This is a genomic window from Arthrobacter sp. 18067 (assembly GCF_902706295.1).
Lineage (GTDB): Bacteria > Actinomycetota > Actinomycetes > Actinomycetales > Micrococcaceae > Arthrobacter.
Map to the genome: position 1 here is coordinate 14,837 of NZ_CACSJJ010000029.1, position 21,690 is coordinate 36,526.

A 21,690-nucleotide genomic window follows, 5' to 3' on the forward strand; every position below is an offset into this window, starting at 1 on the left:
CGTCACCACTTTTCCGGATGAAGCAACACAGCCAGCAAGTACCCTGTCATGGCCAGACCCACGATGAACAATGCAACCCACATGATGGCGTCGAGGTTCATTGCCCGCTCACCGGGCCCTCGCCGTCGATCATTTTGCCCAAAAGGTGGGCCACCCACATCACGATTCCCATGCTCACCACGAGAATCGCCACAACAGCCACGTCGGCCATTGGAACGTCCTTTCATTCGCGCCCCGTTCGCGGGGCTGATGTCAGTCAACTCCCGTGAAAGTGGCAAAAAGGCGTTCCTTACGGTTCCTTAACGCGGTGGCCCCAAATCTTGACGCGCTCTTAACGTTCCCCCGCCTGGCGGGCTTCCCAGGGCAGCAGGGTGGGGCGGCCAGCTACCCGGTTCGCACAAGCCGGGCAATTTATCTTTCAGAGGCCCACAAATTTGCGCCATTGTGGGCTATCTTGATCGTTAGGCGGCTCAAATTGACAATTCCCCCGGGAGGGTCCGCAGGCTGCTTAGTAATAATGTTGTTGTTTCATGTTCTGCACGTTCATAAGTGATCTGTATCGATGAAAGGAAATGCCTTGGCTGTTTCTGTTGAATTGGGCAAAGCACTCGACAAATCCTACGAAAATGCGACCCTGGACGAAGTCCTTGCCGCGCCGCCATCTGCACTCGCCGGTCTGACCGAAAAACACGATGAATTACTTGCAGGGCTGGGCATCAAGACGGTGCGCGATCTCGGCAGTAACAAGTTCTTTGCCACCGCCGGCGTGCTGGTGGCGTTGGCTGGAAAAGCTGACTGAAAAACTCAACGCCAAGCGAACGACGACGGGACTTCCCGTCGTCGTTCGCTTTTCAGCGCAGGATCTCCACCAGGGCCACCCACGAAAACACCACCGCACCGATCAGCGCGATGATCGTTCCGAGGGCCACCACCACCAAACCGGCCGGAAGGGACATAACGATCAGGACACCGCCCACGGCGTAGATCACCAACGGGAAAACGAACGAGGCGATGTGCTGGGCATCCCAGCGGTGCTGATGTCCGGGAGTGTCGTCTTCCAGGATGGCGCGGGACGCCAGCACAGCGATGACCCCGCCCGCGAGTGCACCGGCCAGGACTTCCACCCCGAAGACCCATAGCTCCTGCCCGGGAATGAGCGCCGCACATGCCAGGACCACGCCAAGTATCAATGCCGAAATGGCGGCGCCTGCCCTTGCGGCGAGGCCCCGTGACTCAGCGATCTGTTTGATGTTCACGGACAACGCCACGATCAGCAGCCCTCCGAGTGCCGCCCCGGCACCGGCGATTGCCACGTTGAACTCGCCCCAGGAGGCCAGTGCGGATTCCATGGGCTTAGGGTAACGACCCCGGGGTGGGTGGCGGAAGGTGGTTTACCCGGCAACAGGTGACGGGAGGCCGAACTCTTCCTACGATTAGGCGCATGGAACCCATTGGGAGTGCCGAACACATCCGAAGCCTGCACGAATTGATAGTCGGCAGCTCCGACATCCACGGAATTTTGAACGGCTTGACTGGCTTCGCCTCCGATGCGATGAGCAAACTGGCCGGGGAGAACATCGATTGTGCCCTCACGCTGCGTCGACGCAAACGCACCTCCACTGTTGCTGGTAGCAGTGAGAGGGCAGTTCAGCTGGACAAGATTGAACAGGCCCTGGGGCAGGGCCCCTGCCTGGAAGCGCTGGACGCCGGCCGTCCGGTGCTGTTGGCAGACGTTGCCACCGACACCAACTGGCCGCAGTACAGCCGGGCTTTGGCTGCTGAGGGTATCCACAGTGCCTTGGGTGTACCGATGTCCCTCGGTGAGACATCCCAGGCGGTCATCAACTTCTTCGCCCCAAAGGCGGGTACGTTCACTGATGCTGTGATAGCCGAAGCTGCCGCGTTCACAGAGGTCACGGGAAGTACTTTGCGTCTGGCAATCAGGATCGAAACTGTGGAGCAACTCAACGCGGACCTGAAGACGGCGATGTCCTCCAGGACCGTCATTGACCTTGCCTGCGGCGTCATTATGGCCCAGAACCGTTGCAGCCAGGACGAGGCCTTCGAGTTCCTGACCAAGGCCTCGAGCCACAGAAACAAGAAACTCCACGCCGTCGCAACGGACATCATCGCGCACTTGAGCGGCAGCACCGAAAGCCATTTGCGCTTCGAGGACTGAATCAGCGATACAACCCCATCAGCAGTTCCACAACCTGTCCACGCTCGCGCGGTGGATCCTTCGTGGACCAAGCCGCATAGACCGGCACCGGCGGGGCGTCGCGCACGGGGCGGTAGACCAGGCCCCGACGGCGGTATTGATGTGCCGTGGACTCGGCGGTGATGCCGCGGGCCTTTCCGCTGCCGATCACGTTCAACCAGTCGTCAATGTCGTGGACGGGTATCACTTCCTGCGGGCGCGCATGTTCTGGCCAGAGTTCCACACTGGTGCTGCCCGTTCGAAGGTCCATGGCAACCGCCCGCTGGGCGATCTGCGCCAACGTCACGGACCGCTTTGGAGCCAGCGGATCGTCCGACGACATGGAGCAGTACCGCTTCTCCTCACCAATGCGGACATGCCCGACGCCGGTCGCCTCCGGCAAGCGGCGAAGGATGGCGAGGTCCGTGCTTCCGTCGCTGAGGCCCCCGGTAGGCGTGTTGGAACGGACGAGTTGCAGCTCTGTCGAGGGGAACGCAGCAGCCCAGCGACGCTGGAACTCGGTGGTGTGCTCGCCCAGCGCAGACCAGGCATAGCCGATCCGTACGTGTCCGGTCCCTGCCCGGGCATCACGTTCGAGGTCTGCCATGAGTGAAAGGATGCGCCGCGCCTTGGCCAGAACGCCTTCGCCTGAGGTGGTCAGGCTGACGCTCCGTGTTGTGCGCTCCACAAGCTTCACCCCGAGTGACTGTTCCAAGGCTGCGATGTTGCGGGAAACGGCGGCCTGGGACATGTGTAGTTCGATAGCGGCGTCGGTAAACGTGCCCTCCTCCACCACGGCGACCAAGCACCGCAGCTGCCTCAGTTCTACGTCCATGACGTCATCTTATTCATGCGCTGAGCGTATAAATAGCGTTGCCTGTGCATTTAGTGGAAGCCCGGTCCAAGCGCAGACTTTCCCCATGATCGAGACCAGTGCAGCGGGCACGCAGCCTTCCCGCAAAGCAGGCGGAGCGGCCACCCTCGTGGCCAGCGCCCTGTCGAACCAGCTCGGTGCCGCGACTGGTTCGCTCGCCTTCCCGGTCATGGGGCCCGTCGGCGTGGTTGCGGTCCGCCAGCTCGTGGCCGCCATAGTGCTTTTACCGCTGGTCCGGCCACGGTTGCGCGAACTGGGCTGGTCCCAGTGGTGGCCCGTACTCCTTCTCGCTCTATCTTTTGGGACCATGAACCTTGGCTTGTACGCGTCCATTCAAAGGATCGGCCTCGGCTTGGCCGTGACGCTGGAGTTCCTGGGCCCGCTCGCTGTGGCCTTGATCAGCTCGCGCCGGCAGGGCAGCGCCGTATGTGCGCTGGCGGCAGCCATTGGAGTCGTCGCAATAGCGCAGCCCGAGGCGTCGATGGATTTTGTGGGCATCGGATTCGGGCTGGTCGCGGCGTGCAGCTGGGCGGCCTACATTCTCCTCAACAGGACGGTCGGACGACGCATCCGGGGGATTCAAGGGACAGCAGCGGCAACGGGGGTGTCCGCCATGCTGTTCCTGCCAGTCGCCGTGGCGATTTTCGTGAGTCAGCCCGTGGACGGGTTCTCTGTCCTTTGCGCGGTGGGTGCCGGAATCCTGGCATCGGTGCTGCCGTACGTGGCCGACCTGATCGCGCTCCGGAGGGTTACGGCCAATCTTTTTGGCGTGCTCATGAGCATCAATCCTGTGTTTGCCGCGGTCATCGGGGCTGTAGCCCTGCATCAGGACCTTGCCGTGGGGCAGTGGGCCGGGATCGGTTTGATCGTCGCAGCCAATGCGGCCGTCCTGCTGCTCAGTGGACATGGGGAGAGGCGGCGGCAGCGGGAATTGGGGTGAGAGAACGCCAATCACGACGGCGGACGCTGACGTTAGGCGGCTTCGTCACCACGGATGCGCGGCGGCGGGCGCGTCGCACCGCCGTCGGACTTCTCTGGCTTACTCAACTGTCGGTAGGCACGGGGAGTCGTCGCGGCGATGTTCCGCTTAGCGCCGCGGCCTAAGAGGGCCAAACTGATGATCGGTGCAAACAGTAGGAGCAGCAGGATGCTGCCCGTACCGGCCACGGCCGCCAGGAACACCAGTCCTGCCATGAACAACAGGCGGATGTCCGGCGCTTCGGGCAACACAAAGGCGGCCGTCATGGCCATTCCGTGGGGTGAGTTCACATCGTGCTCCTGGGCGCATCCGTTGGCAGTTTTTCCGTCTACTGATAAGTGAGTGGAACCTGCGGAATGTGATGCCGTTTCAGGAGGCCTTGTTGATCAGGGACGGCGCAACGGCATGTCCTTGGCCAGTTTGACCACGATCTTCTTGTCGTTGCCAGGGTCCAGGGGGTCGTACCAGAGGGTGGTCTCCTGACCGTCCAGTACAGGCTCGGCGGCAGTAATCAGCAAGGGGCGCTGGACCCAGCGTTGGGTCCCCATCGAATCGTGGAAAGTGAAAGTTACCGTGGTGAGGATCTTGGCGCTATCGCTAAAGGAGAGGTACCCCTTGTCGGTGACCCGTGCGGAGGTCATGGTGCCGGTGCTCATCACGGTCGCTTCGCGGTGCGCGATGGCCCTGCGGGTCCTTGCTCCGATGATTCCCAGGATGCCGAGGAACAAGGAGATGGCCAGGCAACCGGCGCCCACCCAGGTGAGCATCGGCGTCATCCCCGGCTGGACCGCGACTGCTGCTACTCCGAGCGAGGCGCCAAGCCACGCCAGGGTTCCGCCAAGGGCTAGCCCGAGTTTGCTGTGCTTCATGGCCACGGCAGTCCACGCGATGGAGCTCAGGACCAGAACCGGGATGCTTGAAATGATCGCGATCAGGGCCAGGGCCGGCGGTTCGACCCCGTCAAACAGCGCCAAGTGTGGCCAGCCGTACCCTGCGGCGAATCCGCCGATGAATTGGAAGGCCAGCGCCAGCACGACACTGACCGGACCGGGGCGTTCGTTCGCGCGGAGTTTCCTGAGGGCAATGGGGTCCACGGTGCTCATGGGCCCTATTAAACAGGGCATCACCTGCTCGCGTCCCGGGGCGAACCCGCCGGATTCGGCGGAATTGGGGTCGCTGCAGTGCTCGGCCGCGTATCTGGGAGAGTGTGCTCAATGGGCCACGGGGTTGTCTGATTGCGCGCCCAAAAACAATTCTTGAAACACTGCGTCACGTTTTCGCAGGTCAAAGCACATATTCAGTGCCCATGTCGCTGAACTGCGGACTGCGCCGTTGCCCTTTTCGGCCGCGTTGCAGTTCATCGACGGAGTTAGCAGCGATGGGTGTGGCGGGTTCTGGGGCCCGCCCGGGGCGCCGTCGCTGCGTAAATCGGGCTAGTGCGGTCGGTCGTCTGAGTCGCGACCGACCGCACGATCCGGTCGACGGCTGAATTGTGAGCGCAATCAGGTGTTTCAAGACGGTTTGGCCAAAGTCTGGTGAATTCCGGAGATGTAAACCTAAACTGACCGCATGGCGCAGACCCAGACTCGCATTTTCCGCGCTGTTTCCCTGGCATTTGTTGCTGCCGCCTTCCTGGCAGGCTGTGCGGGAAGCGGCACCAGTCCTTTCGTCGGGGTCTGGGGTGACACCAGCGACACCAAGCAACCGTCCCTCGACATGAAGTCCGACGGCAGTGCCACCGGAACTGACGGCTGCAACAGGCTGGTCGGATCCTGGAAAGAAGACGGCAAAACCATCACGTTCGGGGGTTTTTCGTCCACTCGCATGGCTTGTGAAGGTGTTGATACGTGGCTGTCGAATGCCGCGACCGCCAAGATCCAGGAAGACGGAAAGTTGGCTGTGTTTGGCCAGGGCGGGGATGAGCTCGGCACGCTTGCTCCCGGCAAATAGCGAGTGCCTCACGATCAGGGTTTGCGAACCAATCTTTGGGGGCGGCTGTGTTGGATTCAAATGTTGAAGGCGTTGAGCAGTCGGTCTCAACGGGAACATTGCCCGGCTGGGAGCAGGTTGATTCGCTGGTAGTCGAGTCGCATGAGCGCAATCTTGTGTGCAAGGACGGCGCAGTCGCAGACTACATTCCTGCCTTGGCAAATGCCGATCCGGAACTCTTCGGCGTCTGCGTGGTGGAAGTGGATGGTGGAGTGCATGTCGCCGGCGATACGAACGTGGAGTTTTCCATACAATCCATTTCCAAGGCTTTCGTTTATGCCTTGGTCTGCGAGGAATTCGGACATGCCGCTGTGGCCGACCTTGTGGGCGTGAACAACACCGGCCTGGCGTTCAACTCGGTGATCGCCCTTGAGCTCAACGATGGGCATCCCATGAACCCCATGGTCAACGCAGGCGCGCTGGCCACCACGGCACTGATGCCCGGCACTACTCCCGATGAGCAGTGGGAGGCCATTCACTCAGGACTGTCGGCTTTCGCGGGGCGGGACTTGGTGCTGGATGAGGAGGTGTACCAGTCCGAGGCAGCCACCAACATCCGCAACCGCGCCATTGCCCGCCTCCTGGAAAGCTACGGGAGGGTCGGCCGCGATCCGATGGAAGTGGTGGACGTCTATACCAGGCAATGCGCACTCCGGGTCAGTGCCCGCGACCTCGCCATCATGGGCGCCACACTCGCCGACGGCGGCGTCAACCCTGTGACAGGCAAGCGGGTGGTCTCAGCGGACGTATGCCGGGACACCCTGGCGATCCTTGCGGCCAACGGACTGTACGAAAAGTCGGGGGAATGGCTGTTCGAGATCGGGCTCCCGGGTAAGTCCGGAGTTTCCGGTGGCCTGCTCACCGTGTCTCCCGGCAAGGCCGGAATCGGCGCCTTCTCTCCACGGCTCGATCCCGCCGGCAACAGTGTTCGTGGCCAGCAGGCCACAGCGTATCTCTCCCGCGTCCTGGGCCTGAACATCTTCGCTTCCCAAGCGCACGGTCAACCAAACGATTGATGGCCCGGGCGGCCTACTTCGTGACGGCCCGCATGGTGTTGTTCCGCTTTTCGTGGGTGAGCTCAGCCAAACCGAGCGCCTCCAGCAGCGGCGGCATGTACATTCCGAACCGGCCACGGTAGCCCTTGCGGAGCCCGTACCAACCACCCACGGGGTTGCTTTCGCTGCGGCCCCAGGCTTCGACGGTTCCAGGGACGGCGTCTTTGCCTTCGTCAGCGGCACCCAAGGGAACCCAATCGCCTTGTTCCACGAGCCATGCATGAAGGTCCTCTATGGCGCGCAGATGGTAGAGCAATTTGGTGGATCCCACCTGGCAAACAAGGGCAGGCGGATCTGCGGCTTCGTCCTTATACATGGTGTAGCCGGAGGATCCCGGGGGAGTGGTGAGTTGCCAAGGATCGTCTTTGGTTCCAGCGGCCATGGGTGTGTCCTTCCTGAGGTAGTGCACACGCTACACAGAGTCGGGCTGCGTGTCTGCAGGTTCCGGATCCTCGGCACCGGAGGTCAACGGGTTCTCGATCTCATCAGTTGTCATGCGTGCTGCAAAGAGCGCCACGAAGGCCATGATGGGGCACGCCAAGCCACCAATAAAGAAGATCAGCCAGATGGGAACAACCTCCGCGACCGGGCCGGCGAGAGCCATGGACACCGGCATCAGAGCCAGGGAAACAAAAAAGTCCAAACTGGAAATCCGGCCCAATAAATGCCGTGGCACCCGCCGCTGCAACAACGTGCCCCAGATGACTGTTCCGATCCCCTCTGTGACTCCGAAGATGAGCATGGCAGCCCCGAGCATCCAGAAGCTGTCCATGAAACCAATGGCAGCAACCGGCAGGCTCCCCAAGCCCCATGTCACAACCATGACTGTCAGGTAGCGGCGGGGGAGGCGTAGGGATGCCGTTGCCAGTGCAGCTATGGCGCTGCCGACGCCCATGATGGCCAGGAGGAAGCCGAACATCCTTGAGTCGCCTCCCAACTGGTCTTGGACCACGAAGGGAAGCAGGACCTCGATTGGACCGATCAGGAACAGTACGGACAGGCATGCCCAAATCAGGGTCCACAGCAGCCATGGGGTGCGGATGGTGTAGCTGAATCCTTCCCGGAGGTCCTTGAAGAGGGACGATTTTGCCGGTGTCCCGCCCGTATCGGGGGAATACGGACCAAGCGTTTGGCGGCTCAGGAAGTTCACGATCCCGAACGCCAGCAGATGGCAGACAGCAACCCCTGCGACAGCGTGTGCCGGAGACAGTGCAGCAACCAGGATCCCCGCAAGGGCAGGGCCGGCGGCCTGCTGCAGAACCGGCCGCACAGTGCCTTCCAGGCCATTGGCTGCCAGGAGATCGTCCGCAGGCAGGATGCGCGGCAGGATGGCCGAGTAGGCGGGGAAGAAGAACGCCTGTCCAACGCCCAGGACGAAAGCGCCGATGGCCAGGTGCCACAGCTGCAGGACATTGAGCATGGCCAGCGCCGTAACCGTAGCGATAACGGCAAGGTTGGCACCCTCCACCGCGATGATCAGGAGCCGCTGCGGGAGCCTATCGGCCGCGATGCCTCCTGCCAGCACGAACCCCACCAAACCGACGCTGGCAGCCGTAGCAACCAACGACAACTCAAGCGGGCCTCCACCGAGGTGGATCACTTCATAGACCATCGCCACTGCCCACATGCCGGATCCGAAGATGGAGATGGACAGCGCGGAAATCAGCACCCGGAATTCCCGGTGTGCAAAGGGACGCAGCGCCCTCAACGCGGCCATCCCACTAGCCTAAACCTGCGCGATGACGCTGTGGAAGCCGCGTTGGTGCTGTGGCCGGCGCCCGGGTGACCGGAACGAAGTGCGGGAGGAAGCTAAGTCATTAAGCGCCCGACGGCGGGGCGTCGTCGTCGTCGAAGTCCGGACCTTCTGCAGGGTCCTGGCTATGCAAACCGGTATCGTGCGAAACCCAGCCCTCCGTTTCACCCTCCGCTGGAGCGTCGGTGTGGTGCCGGATGACGTGTTCGTTCTTATCCGAGGCCTTCATAACGGATACTTCCTGTCCTTGCTGGACTGCTTCCGTGAGTGCACCCCAGTCTACGCCGCGGGGGCTCCTTTGTGGGGTGCGCTCTGCGCGGAATCCTGTCCACATAGGGCCCTCTGCAGGTCTCGCATGTCAGGGGCGTGGCATAGGCTGAATCCAGCAGTTCCCCGTGAAACGACTAACTGCCAAGGAGAGGTGAAGATGCCAAAGCGACCCAACCCGGCGGTGAAAATCGCCCAGGAAACAGCCCACAACGCTGTGTTTGATGAGCAAGGCAACACCAAGCCCGGAGTGCATAACGTGTTGCTGAAAGCGGTGGAAGTCCAGCGCCCACTGGTCCTGGCCAACCTCCGCAGGCTCCAACGCCGGCACCCTAACGACTCACCGGCACAGCTTGCCGCGAAACTGGAGCGCCACTACCTGCTGGCCATCTCCGGTGGGGGAGCAGCGGTGGGTGCCACCGCCGTCGTGCCCGGTATCGGAACCGCAGCATCGCTGGGACTTTCAGCGCTCGCAACAGTGGGCTTCCTGGAGACGACTGCGCTGTACGCGTCGTCCCTGGCCGAACTCCATGGCATCCGCCTGACCGACCCCGTGCGGGCACAAACCATGGTTATGGCCATCATGTTGGGCGAGGAAGGCACGTCCATGCTCGGGGCGCTGAGTGGACAGTCACTGGGGCGCGGCAAGGGCGTCACCAACGCGTGGGGCAGGACGCTTACCAAGAAGATTCCAGGCAGCGGCTTTGGGGTCATCCGTGACACTATCCAGCGGGCATTCCTCAAGAGCCTCGTGAAGCGGCAAGGTTCCGCATTCCTGGGCCGCGCCCTGCCGTTCGGTGTAGGTGCAGTGGTAGGTGGTGCGGGCAACCTGATGATGGGCCGTGCCGTGGTGTCCACCGCCAAGGATGCGTTCGGCCCTCTGCCTGACACCGTCCCGGGCGAACTGCTCCCGAACGCACCCAAAAACGCTCTGATCAACCCAACGCTGGAAGGCGGTAGCAGTGGACCTGAACGCTGACCTCGGGGAGTCTTTCGGCTCCTGGACCATGGGAGACGACGCCTCGATGTTCCGCATCGTGACCAGTGCCAATGTGGCCTGCGGCTTCCACGCAGGAGATCCCCTCACCATGCTGGACAGCTGCCGCGCAGCCTTCGAACTGGACGTCCGTGTCGGTGCCCACGTGGGGTACAGGGACCTGGCGGGCTTCGGACGGCGTTCCCTGGACATGACGTTCGACGAACTCTTCGGCGATGTGCTCTACCAACTTGGAGCCCTCGACGGCATGGCGCACGCCGTGGGAGCCTCGGTGGATTACGTGAAACCGCACGGCGCCCTCTACAACAGGATCGTCCGCGATGAAGAGCAGGCCGAGGCTGTGGTTGCCGCCGTCCACGCGTACGATCCCGGGCTGCCTGTGCTTGGCTTGCCGGGCTCGGCGTGGCTGACACTCGCCGAACAATCCGGTCATCCGGTGTTCCGCGAGGCGTTCGTGGACAGGGCATACCTGCCGGACGGCACGCTCGTACCCCGCACCCAGGAAGGTGCAGTTCTGCATGACCCGGCCGCCGTGGTGGCACAGGCAGTGCGGCTGGCAACGCGCAAGGAAGTGCTGGCCATCGACGGAACCGTAGTGCCGGTGCAGGCCGATTCGCTGTGCATCCACGGGGATACGCCCGGCGCCGTCAACATGGCTGCCGCGGTCCGGGAGGGCCTTGACCAGGCCGGCGTGCAGATTGAAGCGTTCGCATAGGCCTGGTTCCTGAAGGAGGGTTTGCCTGATGAGTGCAGTCGTGACGGATCCGGGGACGTTGACACTTGCTGTCGAGCCCGGTCAGGCCTTGGACCGCGCGTCCATGGACCTCGCCAACGCCCTGCTGGGCAATCCGGACACCGCAGCCGGACTTGAGGTGCTGCTGGGCGGGCTCAAGCTGAGGTTCGTGACGGGGTCCGCTCTGGCGGTGTCAGGTGCCGAGGGCATGGTGACGCTCAACGGCTCTGAACTTCCCCTGAATAAGGCGGTCCGGGTGGCTCCCGGAGCGGTGCTGGAATTCGGTCCCGCGTTGTTTGGGATCCGGTATTACGTTGCTGTTCAGGGTGGTGTGGACGCTGGAACTGCACCCCTGCGTTCCGGTGCTTCGGTGACTTTCGGACGGCCCCAGGGCCACGGCTTCCCCGAGGTCAATCATCCCGCTCGGCGTGCGCTGGACCCTGAACGTCCGGTGGTCGCCAGGGTTTCGCGGGGGCCTCAGGTCACGAATTTCGACGCCGCCACGTGGCTTCGGTTGACCAGCGAACCATGGATTCTCTCGCCGGAGTCGGACCGGGTAGGTGCGCGGCTGGCGGGACGGCCGCTTGAGGTTGTCCCGAGGGAGGGCAGCGCGACTCAAGCACCCCAGAAACAACCGCTGGAATCAGGCTCAGTCCTCCTGCCGCCGTCGGGCCTTCCCGTTATTGCGTTGGCCGGCCACCCGGTAACTGCCGAGTCCCCCGTGATAGCGGTGGTCCGCGACGAGGACCTGGACCTGATCGGCCAGGCAAGACCGGGACAGATGGTGCATCTGCTCGGCTGATTCAGTCCTGGCCGCGTGCGGCCAGCCGCTGCATCTGCCAACCATGTACCTCGGCCAGCCATTCCAACGGGGCCGATGGCCCGATGCGAGGGTCGTCGGGTTCCCTGCCATCCCTGAGCGCCTGCACGTACGCGCGATCCATGGTGACCCGTTCCCGCAGCTGTCCGGATCCGCCCACTGAGCCGTGGCCGGGGATGACTGCAACAACGTTGTCGGCCACCGTCTCGAAGAGCCGCAATGCTTCGAGGTAGTCGTCCAAGGGATCTGCTGCCTGCAGGTCGAGGAACGGCATCAGGATGTCGGAAAGCATGTCGCCCGCAACCAGGACGCCGGCTCCCTCGACCAACAGCGCCGCGTGTCCCGGTGCGTGGGCCTGATGCTCCAGGATGCGGACTGTGGGGCCATCCCACGGAATCTGTGCAGTCTCGGTGGGCAGGCCGGTGATGAGCCCGAGCAGGTCCATCGGGATCTCCTCGGCGTGTTCCGGTGGCAGCCCTTCGGCCACCTGCTCCTTCCAATCCACATTGGACAGGACATCCCGGATGGAGGCCGCGCAGCGGGCTGTGCCGTAACGGGGCGAATCGCCAAAATCGGGGTGCCACAGAACGTGGTCCCAATCAGGATGGGTGGAGAAGCCTGCAACCACGGGCTGGCCCAGTTCGCGAAGGTCGTTCGCGAGCGCCGCCATTTCGTTGACCGTGATGCCGGGGTCGATCAGCAGCACCCCGTCCCGGCCCTGAACCACGGTGCAATTGCTCTGGATGAACTCGCTCTCGTGAACCAGAACGCCTTCAGCAACATGTTTCAGCATGGACGTGCCTCCTGTTTGCAGTGCGACATTGCGTCCACGCCGGTTTCAGCCTTGGAGTTTTTGGGCCAGCATGACCAGGATTCCGCTGGGGCCGCGGAGATACGTGAGTTTATAGATGTCACCGTAGGTCGCTACGCCGCGCAGGGGATGGCATCCGTGCTTCGCAGCTATGGCCAGCGCGTGATCGATGTCGTCCACCGAGAAGGCAACGCGGTGCATTCCGATCTCGTTGGGAAGCGTTGGGTTGGTCTCGATCGCGTCAGGGTGGATGTATTCGAAAAGCTCCAGTTGCCCGTTGCCATCCGGGGTTTGGAGCACCGCAATTTTTGCGTGGTTGCCATCCAGCCCCACGGCAGTGTCGGCCCACTCACCGCTGACAGTGTCACGGCCAAGCACCGTGAGGCCGAGGTCCGTGAAGAAGGCGATTGTTTCTTCGAGGTCCCGAACCGCAATACCGACGTTCTCAAGTTTGATAGGCATGCGTTGAAGGTACCAAGGTGCACTGGATAGCTCCAGTGCACCTTACCCAAACAGCAGATGCGCCACCGTGAAGATCGCCAACCCGGCCAGCGCGCCAACCACGGTTCCATTGATGCGGATGTACTGAAGGTCCTTGCCCACCTGCAGTTCGATCTTCTGCGACGTTTCCTCGGCATCCCAACGGGCCACAGTATCCGAGATGACGCCGGCGATATCCGAACGGTAGGTGTTCACGAGGTACCCGGCGGCGTCGCCGATCCACGCGTTGACCTTGCCGGCCAGTTCGTCGTCGTTGACCAGGCGCGTACCGAAGTCGCGGACGGCGCTCTTGAAGCGCAGGCTCAGTTCGCTGTCGGGATCGTCGACGGCGTTGAGCAGCGCGGTCTTCACGGTTCCCCATGTGCGGGATGCCAGTTCACGGACCTCGGGGTCGCCCAGGATTTGCGCCTTGATGCTTTCAGCGCGCTCAATCATGGCGGGATCATGCTGCAGATCCTGTGCCAGGTCCGTGAGGTACGCATCGATCGACTGGCGTACCTGGTGGTTCTGGTCGGCTTGGACGGCGCGGACAAATTTGGAGAGCTCAACGTACACCCGGTCTCCCACCAGGCCGTCCACGAAGGTCGGCACCCACAAGGGCGAACGATCCGAGACGAGCCGGTTAACCGTGGCATGGTTGGCGTCCACCCAGTCGGCGGCACGGTCAACCAACAGGTCAACAAGCGTGTGGTGGTGCCCGTCGGCGAAGATCCGCTCGGCCATCCGTCCAACGGGCGGTCCCCAGGGCGGCGTGAGCAGGTGCTTGCGCACCATACCCTCGATAACTGCCTGCACGTCGTCGTCGTTCAGGACGGTAAAGGCGCCGCGGATGATCGCGCCGCCTTCCTTGGCTACGCGTTCGGCGCCGCCCGGCGCAGACAGCCACTTCCCCGCTTTCCGGGCAATGTCGATGCTCGCCAACTTGTCCTGCACAACTTCCTGGGACAGGAAGTTGCTTTCGACGAAGTCGCTGAGCGATTCGCCGATCTGGTCCTTGCGGCGCGGAATGATGGCCGTGTGGGGGATTTTCAGGCCCATGGGGTACTTGAACAGCGCCGTCACCGCGAACCAGTCGGCCAATGCGCCCACCATGCCGCCTTCGGCCGCCGCCCGGACGTATTCCAGCCACGGGTACTGCTTCTGGAACGCGAACGCCAGCGTAAAGATGACGGCCATCGCGATCAGCAGCGCCAACGCCAACCGTTTCATGCGCAGCAGCGCTGCCGATTTTTCCATGTCGCCAGCAGAAAGGCCGACGACGGCGGAACGTCCTTGTGCGGGTGTGGAACTTGTGGCCGGGGCTGGCCGGGCGGGGTTGGTGACGTCTTCGGTTGGGATTTGTTCAGAGTTCACCTGCATGAGCCCAGCGTAGCCCCCGATCATGCAGCAGGGTGGGCTACCGTGTCTGCATGACTAGCGACGACTTCGCCCCAAGCCGGCCCAGGGTCTACGCCCATCGAGGTGCCAGCGCGGCCTTTGCCGAGCACACCCGTGCCGCGTACCTGAAGGCCATTGCCGATGGTGCCGATGGTGTGGAATGCGATGTGCACCTGACCCGGGACCAACAGGTTGTGCTGCTGCACGACGCCAACCTGGACCGGACCTCCACCGGCACGGGGCCAGTCGCGGAGCACACCCTGGAAGAACTCCGGGCGCTGGATTTCTCCTCATGGAAAGGCGCACGGATTCCCGAGGCCTACGGGGGAGTGGCAGACCAACTCCTTACCCTGCCCGAACTCCTGGATATCCTGCGCGGGGCGGGGCGGGAGATTGGCTTGGCCATTGAGTTGAAACACCCCAGCCCCTACAAGCTCAAGCTTGAGGACCGCGTGTTGGCCCTACTGGAAGAAGAGGGGTGGACTCCGGAGGAGTCACGGTTGGGGAACATCCGGATCTCCTTCATGAGTTTTGATACCGACTCTGTTCAGCGCCTCCTGCAAAGCGTGCCGAAGGAGTACATCTGCCAGTTGGTGGACGACTTTACGGTCCAAGAACTCCGGCAGGAGCTCGGATTGGGGTTCCTGACGGGCGGCGCCGTAGCCAACGTGATGCGGGCAACCCAGCTTGAAGCCGAACGAGTACTGGACGAAGGCGAAGTGGCAATTGCCGGCCCGGGAATTGAATACGTGAGGGAGCATGCACGGAACGTACAGCGCTGGTTGGAGTCGGGCCGCATCTTCCGGGTGTGGACTGTTGACTCGGAAAAGGACGTCGCCCTGTGCCAAGGCCTCGGCATCCACGAAATCACTACCAACAAGCCGGCGCAGGTGCTCGCGCAGCTGATGGTGTCCCGCTAGCTGCTACATAGTTGGGCCTGGCTTTGGGGGTCACCGCGCTTGTGATTGAGTGGTCTCATGTCATTTCGCTGGTCAGCACAAGCAACCCGAACAACTTCCGCAGTGGCTTTGAGCGCACTGCTCCTGGCCAGCGCCGCGAAGCACTTCCGCACGCCTAAGTTCTATTACCCGGTGGTCCCGGAGTACCTCTGCCGTAAGGATGAGCCAGGCAGCCGTCCCAACGGACCCCTGGCAGTTATGTCCCGCGAGGAATGGGTTGCCTCCTCCGGCCTGCTTGAGGTGACTGCCGCCGTCGGGCTTCTGATCCCTGCTACCCGTAAGGCTGCCGCGAACGCAACCACAGCGATGTTTGCTGCATTCCTCGCGGGGCATATTGACGCCCTCCGGCGCGCATACGGCCCCAACGGCACGGCGAACGAGCGGCGAATCCACACTGTTCGCCTTCCCCTGCAGATTCCCCTCATCCTGTGGTCGTGGAGTCTCAGGAAATGAGCGGCAGTTCCCCTCCCATGAAGCTCAGGGAGTCGCCCGCCTTCAAGATCGCGGTGTCCCTGAGTATCGCCACGGGTCTCTATGGCGTGTCTTTTGGCGCCCTTGCCGTGGCGTCGGGGTTCGATTTCTGGCAGACGATGGTATTAAGCCTCCTGCTGTTCAGTGGGGGATCGCAGTTTGCTTTCATCGGTGTCGTGGCCGGCGGGGGCTCCGGGGTGGCGGCCATGACGGCCAGCGCCCTTCTGGGCCTCCGCAACGGAATCTACGGCATGCAGATCAACGCCATGCTGCGCCCCGGCGGATGGAAACGCTATATCTCTGCCCATGTCACCATCGACGAATCGACGGCCACGGCGTCCGGCCAGTCCGATCCCGATGAGCAGCGACGAGGCTTCTGGACTGCCGGAATCGGCATATTCATTTTGTGGAATATTTTCACGGCCATCGGGGCCCTGGCTGGTGACGCCATGGGAGACCCCAAGCAATGGGGCTTGGACGGAGCAGCTGTTGCGGCGTTCCTGGCCCTGCTGTGGCCAAGGCTGAAGGGCCGCGAACCGTGGGCCATCGCCGCCGCATGCGCGCTGGCCACAATCCTGGCCGTGCCGTTCGTGCCGTCAGGCGTTCCCATCCTGGTGGCCGCGGTGGTGGCGGGCGTCATCGGCTGGTTCAGCCACGCACGCATGGATGAAGGGCTCGAGCCGGACGTGGATCCCTACGCAGGGCAGCACAAGCGCGAACACGGGGGCGGGAAATGAACCTCTGGCTGTGGATTCTTATTGCTTGCGCGCTGGCGTACCTCACCAAACTGGTGGGCTATTTTGTGCCCGCCAAGCTGCTGGAGAGCCCTCGGATCATGCACGTCGCCGGCACCATGACCATTGGCCTGCTGGCTTCTTTGACAGTTGTGAACGCTGTGGCATCGGGACAAGGCCTGGTCCTCGATGCCCGCATCGGCGCCTTGGTGGCTGCCGCCGTCGCGCTGTGGCTTAGGGCGCCGTTCCTGGTGGTCGTGATCTCAGGTGCAGCAGCCGCAGCTTTGCTGCGGCTGCTGGGTTGGGGCTAGCTACACGGCTTCCGTCAACGTCACGCCCGGGATATCCGATTGCTCGGGAAGCGGCCGGGACGGGCGCTCGGTGCGGATAGCGTCTTCGATCAATGCCACCGGACGCTTCCAGGCTTCTGATCCAGGTTCCATGGTGTCCACTGCCCCGATGAGCATTGCAAGCAGCCGGACCATGTCTTCGATGGTGATGTCACGTCGCAAGGACCCTTGGCCTTGGCCGCGCTCAAGAAGGGTCGCCATGGATCCGATGAGGCCGCCGGTGATTCCCATCAGGAGTCCGCGTCGGCCGGCGACGGCGTCCAGCAGGTTCGCGTCGTCGCTGGCTACCTTCATGACGGCGTCGATGACGTTGATCAGGCCTTCAGCGGCGTCCATGCCGTCCAGGGCGTCCGCTGCCACTGGATCCACATGCTGCCGCAGTTGGCGCGACAACGCGGCGAGGACCAGTTGCTCTTTATCCGAGAAGTTGCGGAACAGCGTTGCGGGGCCAACTCCAGCGGTGGCGGCAATGGTCTGCAAGGGTACGTCGGGGCCATGTTCCCGGAAACACTGCCGGGCAGCAGTGATGATCTTGTCCACATTTCGTGCGGCGTCGGCCCTGAGGGGCTTGCGTTCAGAGGGCTGTTCCATGCTTGCCAGATTAGCAACGGAGGGGTGCTGGCCCGTTGTTACGCGGGAGTACGTTGTTATATGACAAACCAGCACGTGAAACACTGGATTTTATGTTGCTTGCATTCTCAGTCGCCCCATCGGGCCAGCCCGCTTCCGCCGCCAACGGGGGACCGACCCCCGACGCCTCTGTTCACGACGCCGTAGCTGCCGCCGTCAAGATCGTCCGCGAGTCCGGATTGCCGAATCAGACGGACTCCATGTTCACCACCATTGAAGGTGAATGGGACGAGGTCTTCGATGTCGTCAAGCGCGCCACCGAGGCCGTTGGCCGCTATGGCAGCCGCGTGTCCCTGGTGATCAAGGCAGACATCCGTCCCGGTTACAGCGGCGAGCTCACCGGCAAGGTAGAACGCCTGGAAGAAGCCATCTCCGGCACGGACTAGATCCTTCCCCCGAGGTGCCGCGGATGCCAGACTGGGGGCCATGATTGAACACGTGACTGAACCCGGATGGGTTGATGTCGAGCGTTACCTGACTGACGTCGTCGTCCGTCCTGATCCTGCCCATCAACGCGCCCTGACGTCCGCCGTCGAGGCAGGCATGCCTGCCATCGAAGTAGCGCCCAACGCGGGCAAGCTGTTGCGGATGCTGGTCCAGATGTCAGGAGCCAGGCGGGTCCTGGAGATCGGAACCCTGGCCGGGTTCAGCAGCATTTGGATGGCGCAGGGACTGCCCGACGACGGCAGGATAGTTACGTGCGAATTCCTCCAAAAACACGCAGACGTGGCGCGGGCCAACGTTGATGCTGCGGGCGTGGGGCACAAGGTGGACATCCGGGTGGGGGCAGCGCTGGATACCCTCCCCACACTGGCAAGCCAGGAATCGTTCGACTTCGTCTTCATTGATGCGGACAAGGAAAACGACTCCAACTACCTGGACTGGGCCATCAGGCTTGGCCATCCGGGAACGGTGATCGTGGTGGACAACGTCATCTGGGACGGCGCCATCCTTGAACCTGGGCGGGACGAGGTCAATGCGCCGGGCATCGTGAAGGCGTTGGAAATGATGGGGCAGGATCCGCGCTTGGACGCCACGGCAATTCAAACCGTTGGCAGCAAGGGCTGGGACGGTTTCGCGATAGCGCGGGTGCGGTAGGTGGATTTCACGCTGCGCCCGGCAACGGTGGACGACGCCGAAGCCATGGCCATCATGCACGTCCAGTCATGGCGCGAGAGCTACGGGTCCTTGTTGCCTCCGGAGTTCTTCGCAAAGCAGGAGGCGGCGCTGCCTGATCGCATCGACCGGTACCGGGCATTCATCGCTGCGGGGCACACCAGGATGCTGGCCCACGGTCCTGACGGTGATCTTGTGGGGCTCGGGGCGGCCGGACCCAGCAGGGACGAGGACGGCCCCTGCGACGTTGAGCTGTTCATGCTTTACACCTTGGAGCGCATCCATGGCCGCGGTGTGGGCCAGGCCTTGATGGACGCCTTGATCGGCGACGGGCCAGCCTACCTCTGGGTCCTTGATGACAACCCCCGCGCCCAGGCTTTCTACCGGCGCAACGGTTTTGTGCCGGACGGAAAACGGCAGTTGTGCGATCCCTCGTGGCATTCGCTGCCGGAACATCGGATGGCGCGTCCCGGAGTGCCCGCAGACTGTTCCCACGGCTGACTCATCTCGATATGGTGATCACGGGCGGTGTCGATGGGGATCGCCCGGTTCGATTCTTGGGAGGAAGCATGTCCAATCCAGAGCAGGATCCAAGCGAGCAGGAAGGCCCGGCAGACGGCGGCGCGGCCGGCGTCCCAGGCACCCACGACGGCGGTGCTGATGGTGGTGCCGATGGTGGCGCAGACAGTGGTGCTGAAGGCCCGGCAGACGGTGGCGCGGCCGGCGTCCCAGGCACCCACGACGGCGGTGCTGATGGTGGTGCCGATGGTGGCGCAGACAGTGGTGCTGAAGGCCCGGCAGACGGTGGCGCGGCCGGCGTCCCAGGCACCCACGATGGCGGTGCTGATGGTGGTGCCGATGGTGGCGCAGACAGTGGTGCCGATGGCGGCGCTGAAAAACCAGGCAGTTAAGTTTTGAGCTCTACCAGCACTGATTTCCAGGACCCCGGCGCTGTCAAGGATGCCGGGGTCCTGGAAACGCGCCTGATCGACATCGGCTATGAGAAGTTCGCCAACGAGGTCTGGGGGCGGACCGCGCTGCTCACTCGTGGTGTGAGCGACTTCTCTGATTTGTTCTCAGCCAACGCCGTTGACGAACTGATCTCACGCCGCGGATTGCGGACACCTTTCCTGCGCGTGGCCAAGGGCGGCTCCACCCTTCCCGAGTCCTCGTTCACCTCCCCGGCAGGCGTCGGCGCCACCATCTCCGACCAGCTCGATGACACCGAACTTTGGCGCAAATTCGCAGACGGAGCCACCCTCGTCCTGCAGGCGCTGCATCGTACATGGGAGCCCGTAGCGAACTTCAGCACCCAGCTGAGCACCGAGCTCGGACATCCAGTGCAGGCCAATGCCTACATCACCCCGCCTCAGAACCGTGGTTTCGACGATCACTACGACATCCACGACGTCTTCGTCCTGCAGATCGAGGGCACCAAGCGCTGGATCATCCATGAGCCGGTCCATGTGGACCCGCTGCGTAGCCAGCCTTGGACCGATCGCCGTTCCGCCGTCGCCGAGGCCGCACTAGGCAAGGCCTCCATCGATACGGTCCTCGAGCCCGGCGACGTCCTCTACCTGCCGCGTGGTTGGTTGCATGCCGCCGAGGCACAGGGCAAGGTTTCGATCCATCTCACACTGGGAGTCCACAACTGGACCCGCTACGCGCTGGCTGAACAGCTCGCCCAGGCCGCGCTGGCAGCCCTCAACGACGATCCGGAGATGCGCCGGTCCCTGCCATTGGGCGTCGATGGACCCGATGGGGACATCGCCGCCGTCCGTGAACGTCTCGCCGCCGCAGTCGTTGAGGCTGATTCCACTTCCCTTTTCCACCGCACCCGGAGGGGACAGGGACGCCCGGCCCCGCTTGGTCCCGTCGCCCAGCTCGCGGCCGTCGAGGGCCTCGGCCCCGAGTCCCTGGTGCGGCTTCGGGACGCCCTGGAGGCGCGGCTCGAGGGCTCACGACTGACTACCCGCGTGGGGTGGCTCGACTTTCCCGAGGAAAATCTGCCGTCCGTAAGGCGCCTGCTGGACAGCGAGGATCACCTCGCGGCAAATCTCGGCATTGAACTCGTCGAAAGGCTGTTACGCGCAGGAGTTCTCGTCCCCGTTGAACAGTGATTCGAGTTGAACAGTGACATTGAGCCGAACAGTGACGGTGAACCGTGACGGCCCCGGTGGCCGCAACGGAACGTTTCTTCTGCGCGGAAACCGCCCGAATGCGCGGCGACTCGATGGCAGGAACGGCGTCACCGGGCTTGGTTTGGGTCCTCATAGAGTATCGGGGTGGGTGGCCATCCAGCGGCTTCGACGGCCTTGAGCTGGAGGCTGGGACCAAGGCCCTCGTGTTAGCGGCCGCGCGGACAGCGCGAGCACGGGTTCTCCTGGTCCGGCGGCCTGGCCCCCGCCAGAGCCGCGGTCCGAGCCGTTGGGCCGTACTGCGCCATCAAAGCTCCGGCGCCTATCAACAACTATGGGGAACGTGGGCTCGGGATGGGGACCTCGCCGATATTGTTCCCGCCCTGGCATCACCTGGAATGCCCGGTTATCCGCCGGTCATCCTGGTCTGTGCGCATGGTCGGCACGATCCCTGCTGCGCAGTGCGGGGCCTGCCCGTGGGGCGTGCGCTCAGTGAGCGGTGGCCAGAGCTGGTGTGGGAATGCTCCCACATTGGCGGTGACAGGTTCGCCGCCAACGTCGTCGTCGCTCCAGACGGTGTGTACTACGGCGGACTCGGTGCGGAGTCCGCTGTCGCCACGATTGAGGATCACCTCGCCGGCCTCATCCACGCAGAGTTTCTGCGCGGGTATACGGATCTATCCCCACCGCAACAAGCTGCTGTGGTGGCCGTGCTCGAACGTTTCGGCCCTGCCGGCCGGAATGACTTCATGGTCACTGGGACCTTGCGCGAGGGTGACTACTGGCGCATCCATATCACCGGCCGCCCACCCCACCTGGCGCATATCGATGTGGAGCTGCGAGCCCGCCGCGAACCAGCGCGACAGTTGACGTGCCGCGCCCCGGCGGCAGGCTCGGCAATAGTCTACGAACCCATCTCCATCCGCAGCTCCTGACACT

Annotated in this window: 30 protein-coding genes; 18 read left to right on the forward strand and 12 right to left on the reverse strand. The window is 63.1% G+C overall.

The features are described from left to right. Positions 1–2 precede the first annotated feature (2 nt). Entirely contained in the window at positions 3–101 is a 99-nt protein-coding gene (locus GVL04_RS22030; RefSeq protein ID WP_159708520.1) for a potassium-transporting ATPase subunit F, read from the reverse strand. A gap of 476 nt (positions 102–577) precedes the next feature. Between GVL04_RS22030 and GVL04_RS22035 the strand changes: the two genes are divergently transcribed. Continuing rightward, on the forward strand, positions 578–799 hold the full coding sequence (locus tag GVL04_RS22035; protein ID WP_159708522.1) for a hypothetical protein: 222 nt from the start codon (positions 578–580) through the stop codon (positions 797–799). A 52-nt stretch (positions 800–851) separates the two neighbouring features. Here GVL04_RS22035 and GVL04_RS22040 read toward each other — a convergent pair whose 3' ends face one another. Then, complete coding sequence (locus tag GVL04_RS22040; RefSeq protein ID WP_159708524.1) at positions 852–1,349, reverse strand: hypothetical protein; 498 nt, start codon at positions 1,347–1,349, stop codon at positions 852–854. A gap of 92 nt (positions 1,350–1,441) precedes the next feature. Between GVL04_RS22040 and GVL04_RS22045 the strand changes: the two genes are divergently transcribed. After that, complete coding sequence (locus GVL04_RS22045) at positions 1,442–2,179, forward strand: GAF and ANTAR domain-containing protein (RefSeq protein ID WP_159708526.1); 738 nt, start codon at positions 1,442–1,444, stop codon at positions 2,177–2,179. Position 2,180: 1 nt separating this feature from the next. Here the strand turns inward: GVL04_RS22045 and GVL04_RS22050 are convergent, their stop codons facing one another. Next, a complete protein-coding gene (locus GVL04_RS22050; RefSeq protein WP_159708528.1) occupies positions 2,181–3,032 on the reverse strand; it encodes a LysR family transcriptional regulator in 852 nt (283 codons plus the stop codon). 85 nt (positions 3,033–3,117) lie between these two features. Here GVL04_RS22050 and GVL04_RS22055 point away from each other — a divergent pair, with 85 nt between their 5' ends. Continuing rightward, positions 3,118–4,011 (forward strand): DMT family transporter, encoded by an 894-nt coding sequence (locus GVL04_RS22055; protein WP_159708530.1) that lies wholly within the window; start codon positions 3,118–3,120, stop codon positions 4,009–4,011. Positions 4,012–4,043: 32 nt separating this feature from the next. Here GVL04_RS22055 and GVL04_RS22060 read toward each other — a convergent pair whose 3' ends face one another. Both GVL04_RS22060 and GVL04_RS22065 read right to left on the reverse strand, forming a co-directional pair. After that, positions 4,044–4,340 carry a hypothetical protein gene (locus tag GVL04_RS22060; protein WP_159708533.1) on the reverse strand — a complete coding sequence of 99 codons (297 nt, stop codon included), beginning with the start codon at positions 4,338–4,340 and terminating at the stop codon, positions 4,044–4,046. A gap of 96 nt (positions 4,341–4,436) precedes the next feature. Beyond that, entirely contained in the window at positions 4,437–5,153 is a 717-nt protein-coding gene (locus GVL04_RS22065; protein ID WP_159708535.1) for a hypothetical protein, read from the reverse strand. A gap of 466 nt (positions 5,154–5,619) precedes the next feature. On the opposite strand from GVL04_RS22065, the gene GVL04_RS22070 reads away from it, so the two are divergent. Together GVL04_RS22070 and glsA are read left to right on the forward strand one after the other, a co-directional pair. Then, positions 5,620–6,000, forward strand: coding sequence for an META domain-containing protein (locus GVL04_RS22070; protein ID WP_159708537.1), 381 nt, complete (start codon positions 5,620–5,622; stop codon positions 5,998–6,000). 47 nt (positions 6,001–6,047) lie between these two features. Further along, complete coding sequence (gene glsA / locus GVL04_RS22075; protein WP_159708539.1) at positions 6,048–7,055, forward strand: glutaminase A; 1,008 nt, start codon at positions 6,048–6,050, stop codon at positions 7,053–7,055. A gap of 13 nt (positions 7,056–7,068) precedes the next feature. Here glsA and GVL04_RS22080 read toward each other — a convergent pair whose 3' ends face one another. The 3 genes from GVL04_RS22080 to GVL04_RS24565 all read right to left on the reverse strand — a co-directional run bounded on the left by GVL04_RS22080 (position 7,069) and on the right by GVL04_RS24565 (position 9,076). Further along, positions 7,069–7,476, reverse strand: coding sequence for a DUF6855 family protein (locus tag GVL04_RS22080; protein ID WP_159708541.1), 408 nt, complete (start codon positions 7,474–7,476; stop codon positions 7,069–7,071). Between the two features lie 30 nt (positions 7,477–7,506). After that, positions 7,507–8,811 (reverse strand): MFS transporter, encoded by a 1,305-nt coding sequence (locus GVL04_RS22085; protein WP_159708543.1) that lies wholly within the window; start codon positions 8,809–8,811, stop codon positions 7,507–7,509. A gap of 100 nt (positions 8,812–8,911) precedes the next feature. Next, the gene (locus GVL04_RS24565; protein ID WP_200846932.1) at positions 8,912–9,076 is read right to left on the reverse strand and encodes a hypothetical protein; all 165 of its coding nucleotides are present in this window, start codon (positions 9,074–9,076) and stop codon (positions 8,912–8,914) included. 198 nt (positions 9,077–9,274) lie between these two features. Here GVL04_RS24565 and GVL04_RS22090 point away from each other — a divergent pair, with 198 nt between their 5' ends. Genes GVL04_RS22090 through GVL04_RS22100 form a run of 3 tightly spaced genes read left to right on the forward strand, consistent with a single transcriptional unit; the run spans position 9,275 to position 11,646 of the window. Continuing rightward, the gene (locus tag GVL04_RS22090) at positions 9,275–10,093 is read left to right on the forward strand and encodes a hypothetical protein (protein ID WP_159708545.1); all 819 of its coding nucleotides are present in this window, start codon (positions 9,275–9,277) and stop codon (positions 10,091–10,093) included. After that, a complete protein-coding gene (locus tag GVL04_RS22095) occupies positions 10,077–10,826 on the forward strand; it encodes a LamB/YcsF family protein (protein WP_159708546.1) in 750 nt (249 codons plus the stop codon). The genes GVL04_RS22090 and GVL04_RS22095 overlap by 17 nt, the downstream gene beginning before the upstream one ends. A gap of 28 nt (positions 10,827–10,854) precedes the next feature. Then, positions 10,855–11,646 carry a biotin-dependent carboxyltransferase family protein gene (locus tag GVL04_RS22100; protein ID WP_159708547.1) on the forward strand — a complete coding sequence of 264 codons (792 nt, stop codon included), beginning with the start codon at positions 10,855–10,857 and terminating at the stop codon, positions 11,644–11,646. Position 11,647: 1 nt separating this feature from the next. Here GVL04_RS22100 and GVL04_RS22105 read toward each other — a convergent pair whose 3' ends face one another. From GVL04_RS22105 to GVL04_RS22115, 3 genes are read right to left on the reverse strand one after another with little or no spacing between them, the layout of a single operon-like run. Then, complete coding sequence (locus GVL04_RS22105; protein WP_159708548.1) at positions 11,648–12,457, reverse strand: MBL fold metallo-hydrolase; 810 nt, start codon at positions 12,455–12,457, stop codon at positions 11,648–11,650. Between the two features lie 45 nt (positions 12,458–12,502). Continuing rightward, on the reverse strand, positions 12,503–12,937 hold the full coding sequence (locus GVL04_RS22110) for a VOC family protein (RefSeq protein WP_159708549.1): 435 nt from the start codon (positions 12,935–12,937) through the stop codon (positions 12,503–12,505). A 42-nt stretch (positions 12,938–12,979) separates the two neighbouring features. Further along, positions 12,980–14,335 carry a DUF445 domain-containing protein gene (locus GVL04_RS22115; RefSeq protein ID WP_159708550.1) on the reverse strand — a complete coding sequence of 452 codons (1,356 nt, stop codon included), beginning with the start codon at positions 14,333–14,335 and terminating at the stop codon, positions 12,980–12,982. Between the two features lie 50 nt (positions 14,336–14,385). On the opposite strand from GVL04_RS22115, the gene GVL04_RS22120 reads away from it, so the two are divergent. Genes GVL04_RS22120 through GVL04_RS22135 form a run of 4 tightly spaced genes read left to right on the forward strand, consistent with a single transcriptional unit; the run spans position 14,386 to position 16,828 of the window. Further along, positions 14,386–15,273, forward strand: coding sequence for a glycerophosphodiester phosphodiesterase family protein (locus GVL04_RS22120; RefSeq protein ID WP_159708551.1), 888 nt, complete (start codon positions 14,386–14,388; stop codon positions 15,271–15,273). A gap of 57 nt (positions 15,274–15,330) precedes the next feature. Continuing rightward, a complete protein-coding gene (locus tag GVL04_RS22125; RefSeq protein ID WP_159708552.1) occupies positions 15,331–15,765 on the forward strand; it encodes a hypothetical protein in 435 nt (144 codons plus the stop codon). Beyond that, on the forward strand, positions 15,762–16,520 hold the full coding sequence (locus tag GVL04_RS22130) for an AzlC family ABC transporter permease (protein ID WP_159708553.1): 759 nt from the start codon (positions 15,762–15,764) through the stop codon (positions 16,518–16,520). Before GVL04_RS22125 ends, GVL04_RS22130 begins: the two co-directional genes overlap by 4 nt. After that, a complete protein-coding gene (locus GVL04_RS22135; RefSeq protein ID WP_011773136.1) occupies positions 16,517–16,828 on the forward strand; it encodes an AzlD domain-containing protein in 312 nt (103 codons plus the stop codon). The genes GVL04_RS22130 and GVL04_RS22135 overlap by 4 nt, the downstream gene beginning before the upstream one ends. On the opposite strand, the gene GVL04_RS22140 is transcribed toward GVL04_RS22135, so the two are convergent. Beyond that, on the reverse strand, positions 16,829–17,458 hold the full coding sequence (locus tag GVL04_RS22140; RefSeq protein ID WP_159708554.1) for a TetR/AcrR family transcriptional regulator: 630 nt from the start codon (positions 17,456–17,458) through the stop codon (positions 16,829–16,831). A 92-nt stretch (positions 17,459–17,550) separates the two neighbouring features. Between GVL04_RS22140 and GVL04_RS22145 the strand changes: the two genes are divergently transcribed. From GVL04_RS22145 to GVL04_RS22170, 6 genes are all read left to right on the forward strand, one after another. Then, positions 17,551–17,883, forward strand: coding sequence for a thiamine-binding protein (locus GVL04_RS22145; protein ID WP_159708556.1), 333 nt, complete (start codon positions 17,551–17,553; stop codon positions 17,881–17,883). A 40-nt stretch (positions 17,884–17,923) separates the two neighbouring features. Further along, entirely contained in the window at positions 17,924–18,595 is a 672-nt protein-coding gene (locus tag GVL04_RS22150; RefSeq protein WP_159708558.1) for an O-methyltransferase, read from the forward strand. After that, complete coding sequence (locus GVL04_RS22155; RefSeq protein ID WP_159708560.1) at positions 18,596–19,114, forward strand: GNAT family N-acetyltransferase; 519 nt, start codon at positions 18,596–18,598, stop codon at positions 19,112–19,114. It begins immediately after the preceding gene. Positions 19,115–19,182: 68 nt separating this feature from the next. Next, positions 19,183–19,524 (forward strand): BatC protein, encoded by a 342-nt coding sequence (locus GVL04_RS24855; RefSeq protein WP_159708562.1) that lies wholly within the window; start codon positions 19,183–19,185, stop codon positions 19,522–19,524. A gap of 3 nt (positions 19,525–19,527) precedes the next feature. Then, on the forward strand, positions 19,528–20,733 hold the full coding sequence (locus tag GVL04_RS22165) for a cupin domain-containing protein (protein WP_159708564.1): 1,206 nt from the start codon (positions 19,528–19,530) through the stop codon (positions 20,731–20,733). A gap of 44 nt (positions 20,734–20,777) precedes the next feature. Continuing rightward, entirely contained in the window at positions 20,778–21,686 is a 909-nt protein-coding gene (locus GVL04_RS22170) for a sucrase ferredoxin (RefSeq protein ID WP_327785623.1), read from the forward strand. Positions 21,687–21,690: the final 4 nt, after the last annotated feature.

Bases quoted from the DNA above. Each gene is read 5' to 3' on its own strand.
- GVL04_RS22135 (WP_011773136.1), top strand. From the start codon at position 16,517: ATGAACCTCTGGCTGTGGATTCTTATTGCTTGCGCGCTGGCGTACCTC.
- GVL04_RS22065 (WP_159708535.1), bottom strand. From the start codon at position 5,153: ATGAGCACCGTGGACCCCATTGCCCTCAGGAAACTCCGCGCGAACGAA.
- GVL04_RS22120 (WP_159708551.1), top strand. From the start codon at position 14,386: ATGACTAGCGACGACTTCGCCCCAAGCCGGCCCAGGGTCTACGCCCAT.
- GVL04_RS22100 (WP_159708547.1), top strand. From the start codon at position 10,855: ATGAGTGCAGTCGTGACGGATCCGGGGACGTTGACACTTGCTGTCGAG.
- GVL04_RS22045 (WP_159708526.1), top strand. From the start codon at position 1,442: ATGGAACCCATTGGGAGTGCCGAACACATCCGAAGCCTGCACGAATTG.
- GVL04_RS22110 (WP_159708549.1), bottom strand. From the start codon at position 12,937: ATGCCTATCAAACTTGAGAACGTCGGTATTGCGGTTCGGGACCTCGAA.
- GVL04_RS22050 (WP_159708528.1), bottom strand. From the start codon at position 3,032: ATGGACGTAGAACTGAGGCAGCTGCGGTGCTTGGTCGCCGTGGTGGAG.
- GVL04_RS22085 (WP_159708543.1), bottom strand. From the start codon at position 8,811: ATGGCCGCGTTGAGGGCGCTGCGTCCCTTTGCACACCGGGAATTCCGG.
- GVL04_RS22030 (WP_159708520.1), bottom strand. From the start codon at position 101: ATGAACCTCGACGCCATCATGTGGGTTGCATTGTTCATCGTGGGTCTG.
- GVL04_RS24565 (WP_200846932.1), bottom strand. From the start codon at position 9,076: ATGAAGGCCTCGGATAAGAACGAACACGTCATCCGGCACCACACCGAC.
- GVL04_RS22130 (WP_159708553.1), top strand. From the start codon at position 15,762: ATGAGCGGCAGTTCCCCTCCCATGAAGCTCAGGGAGTCGCCCGCCTTC.
- GVL04_RS22115 (WP_159708550.1), bottom strand. From the start codon at position 14,335: ATGCAGGTGAACTCTGAACAAATCCCAACCGAAGACGTCACCAACCCC.
- GVL04_RS22150 (WP_159708558.1), top strand. From the start codon at position 17,924: ATGATTGAACACGTGACTGAACCCGGATGGGTTGATGTCGAGCGTTAC.
- GVL04_RS22105 (WP_159708548.1), bottom strand. From the start codon at position 12,457: ATGCTGAAACATGTTGCTGAAGGCGTTCTGGTTCACGAGAGCGAGTTC.
- GVL04_RS22145 (WP_159708556.1), top strand. From the start codon at position 17,551: ATGTTGCTTGCATTCTCAGTCGCCCCATCGGGCCAGCCCGCTTCCGCC.
- GVL04_RS22040 (WP_159708524.1), bottom strand. From the start codon at position 1,349: ATGGAATCCGCACTGGCCTCCTGGGGCGAGTTCAACGTGGCAATCGCC.
- GVL04_RS22125 (WP_159708552.1), top strand. From the start codon at position 15,331: ATGTCATTTCGCTGGTCAGCACAAGCAACCCGAACAACTTCCGCAGTG.
- GVL04_RS22070 (WP_159708537.1), top strand. From the start codon at position 5,620: ATGGCGCAGACCCAGACTCGCATTTTCCGCGCTGTTTCCCTGGCATTT.
- GVL04_RS22055 (WP_159708530.1), top strand. From the start codon at position 3,118: ATGATCGAGACCAGTGCAGCGGGCACGCAGCCTTCCCGCAAAGCAGGC.
- GVL04_RS22140 (WP_159708554.1), bottom strand. From the start codon at position 17,458: ATGGAACAGCCCTCTGAACGCAAGCCCCTCAGGGCCGACGCCGCACGA.
- GVL04_RS22080 (WP_159708541.1), bottom strand. From the start codon at position 7,476: ATGGCCGCTGGAACCAAAGACGATCCTTGGCAACTCACCACTCCCCCG.
- GVL04_RS22090 (WP_159708545.1), top strand. From the start codon at position 9,275: ATGCCAAAGCGACCCAACCCGGCGGTGAAAATCGCCCAGGAAACAGCC.
- GVL04_RS24855 (WP_159708562.1), top strand. From the start codon at position 19,183: ATGTCCAATCCAGAGCAGGATCCAAGCGAGCAGGAAGGCCCGGCAGAC.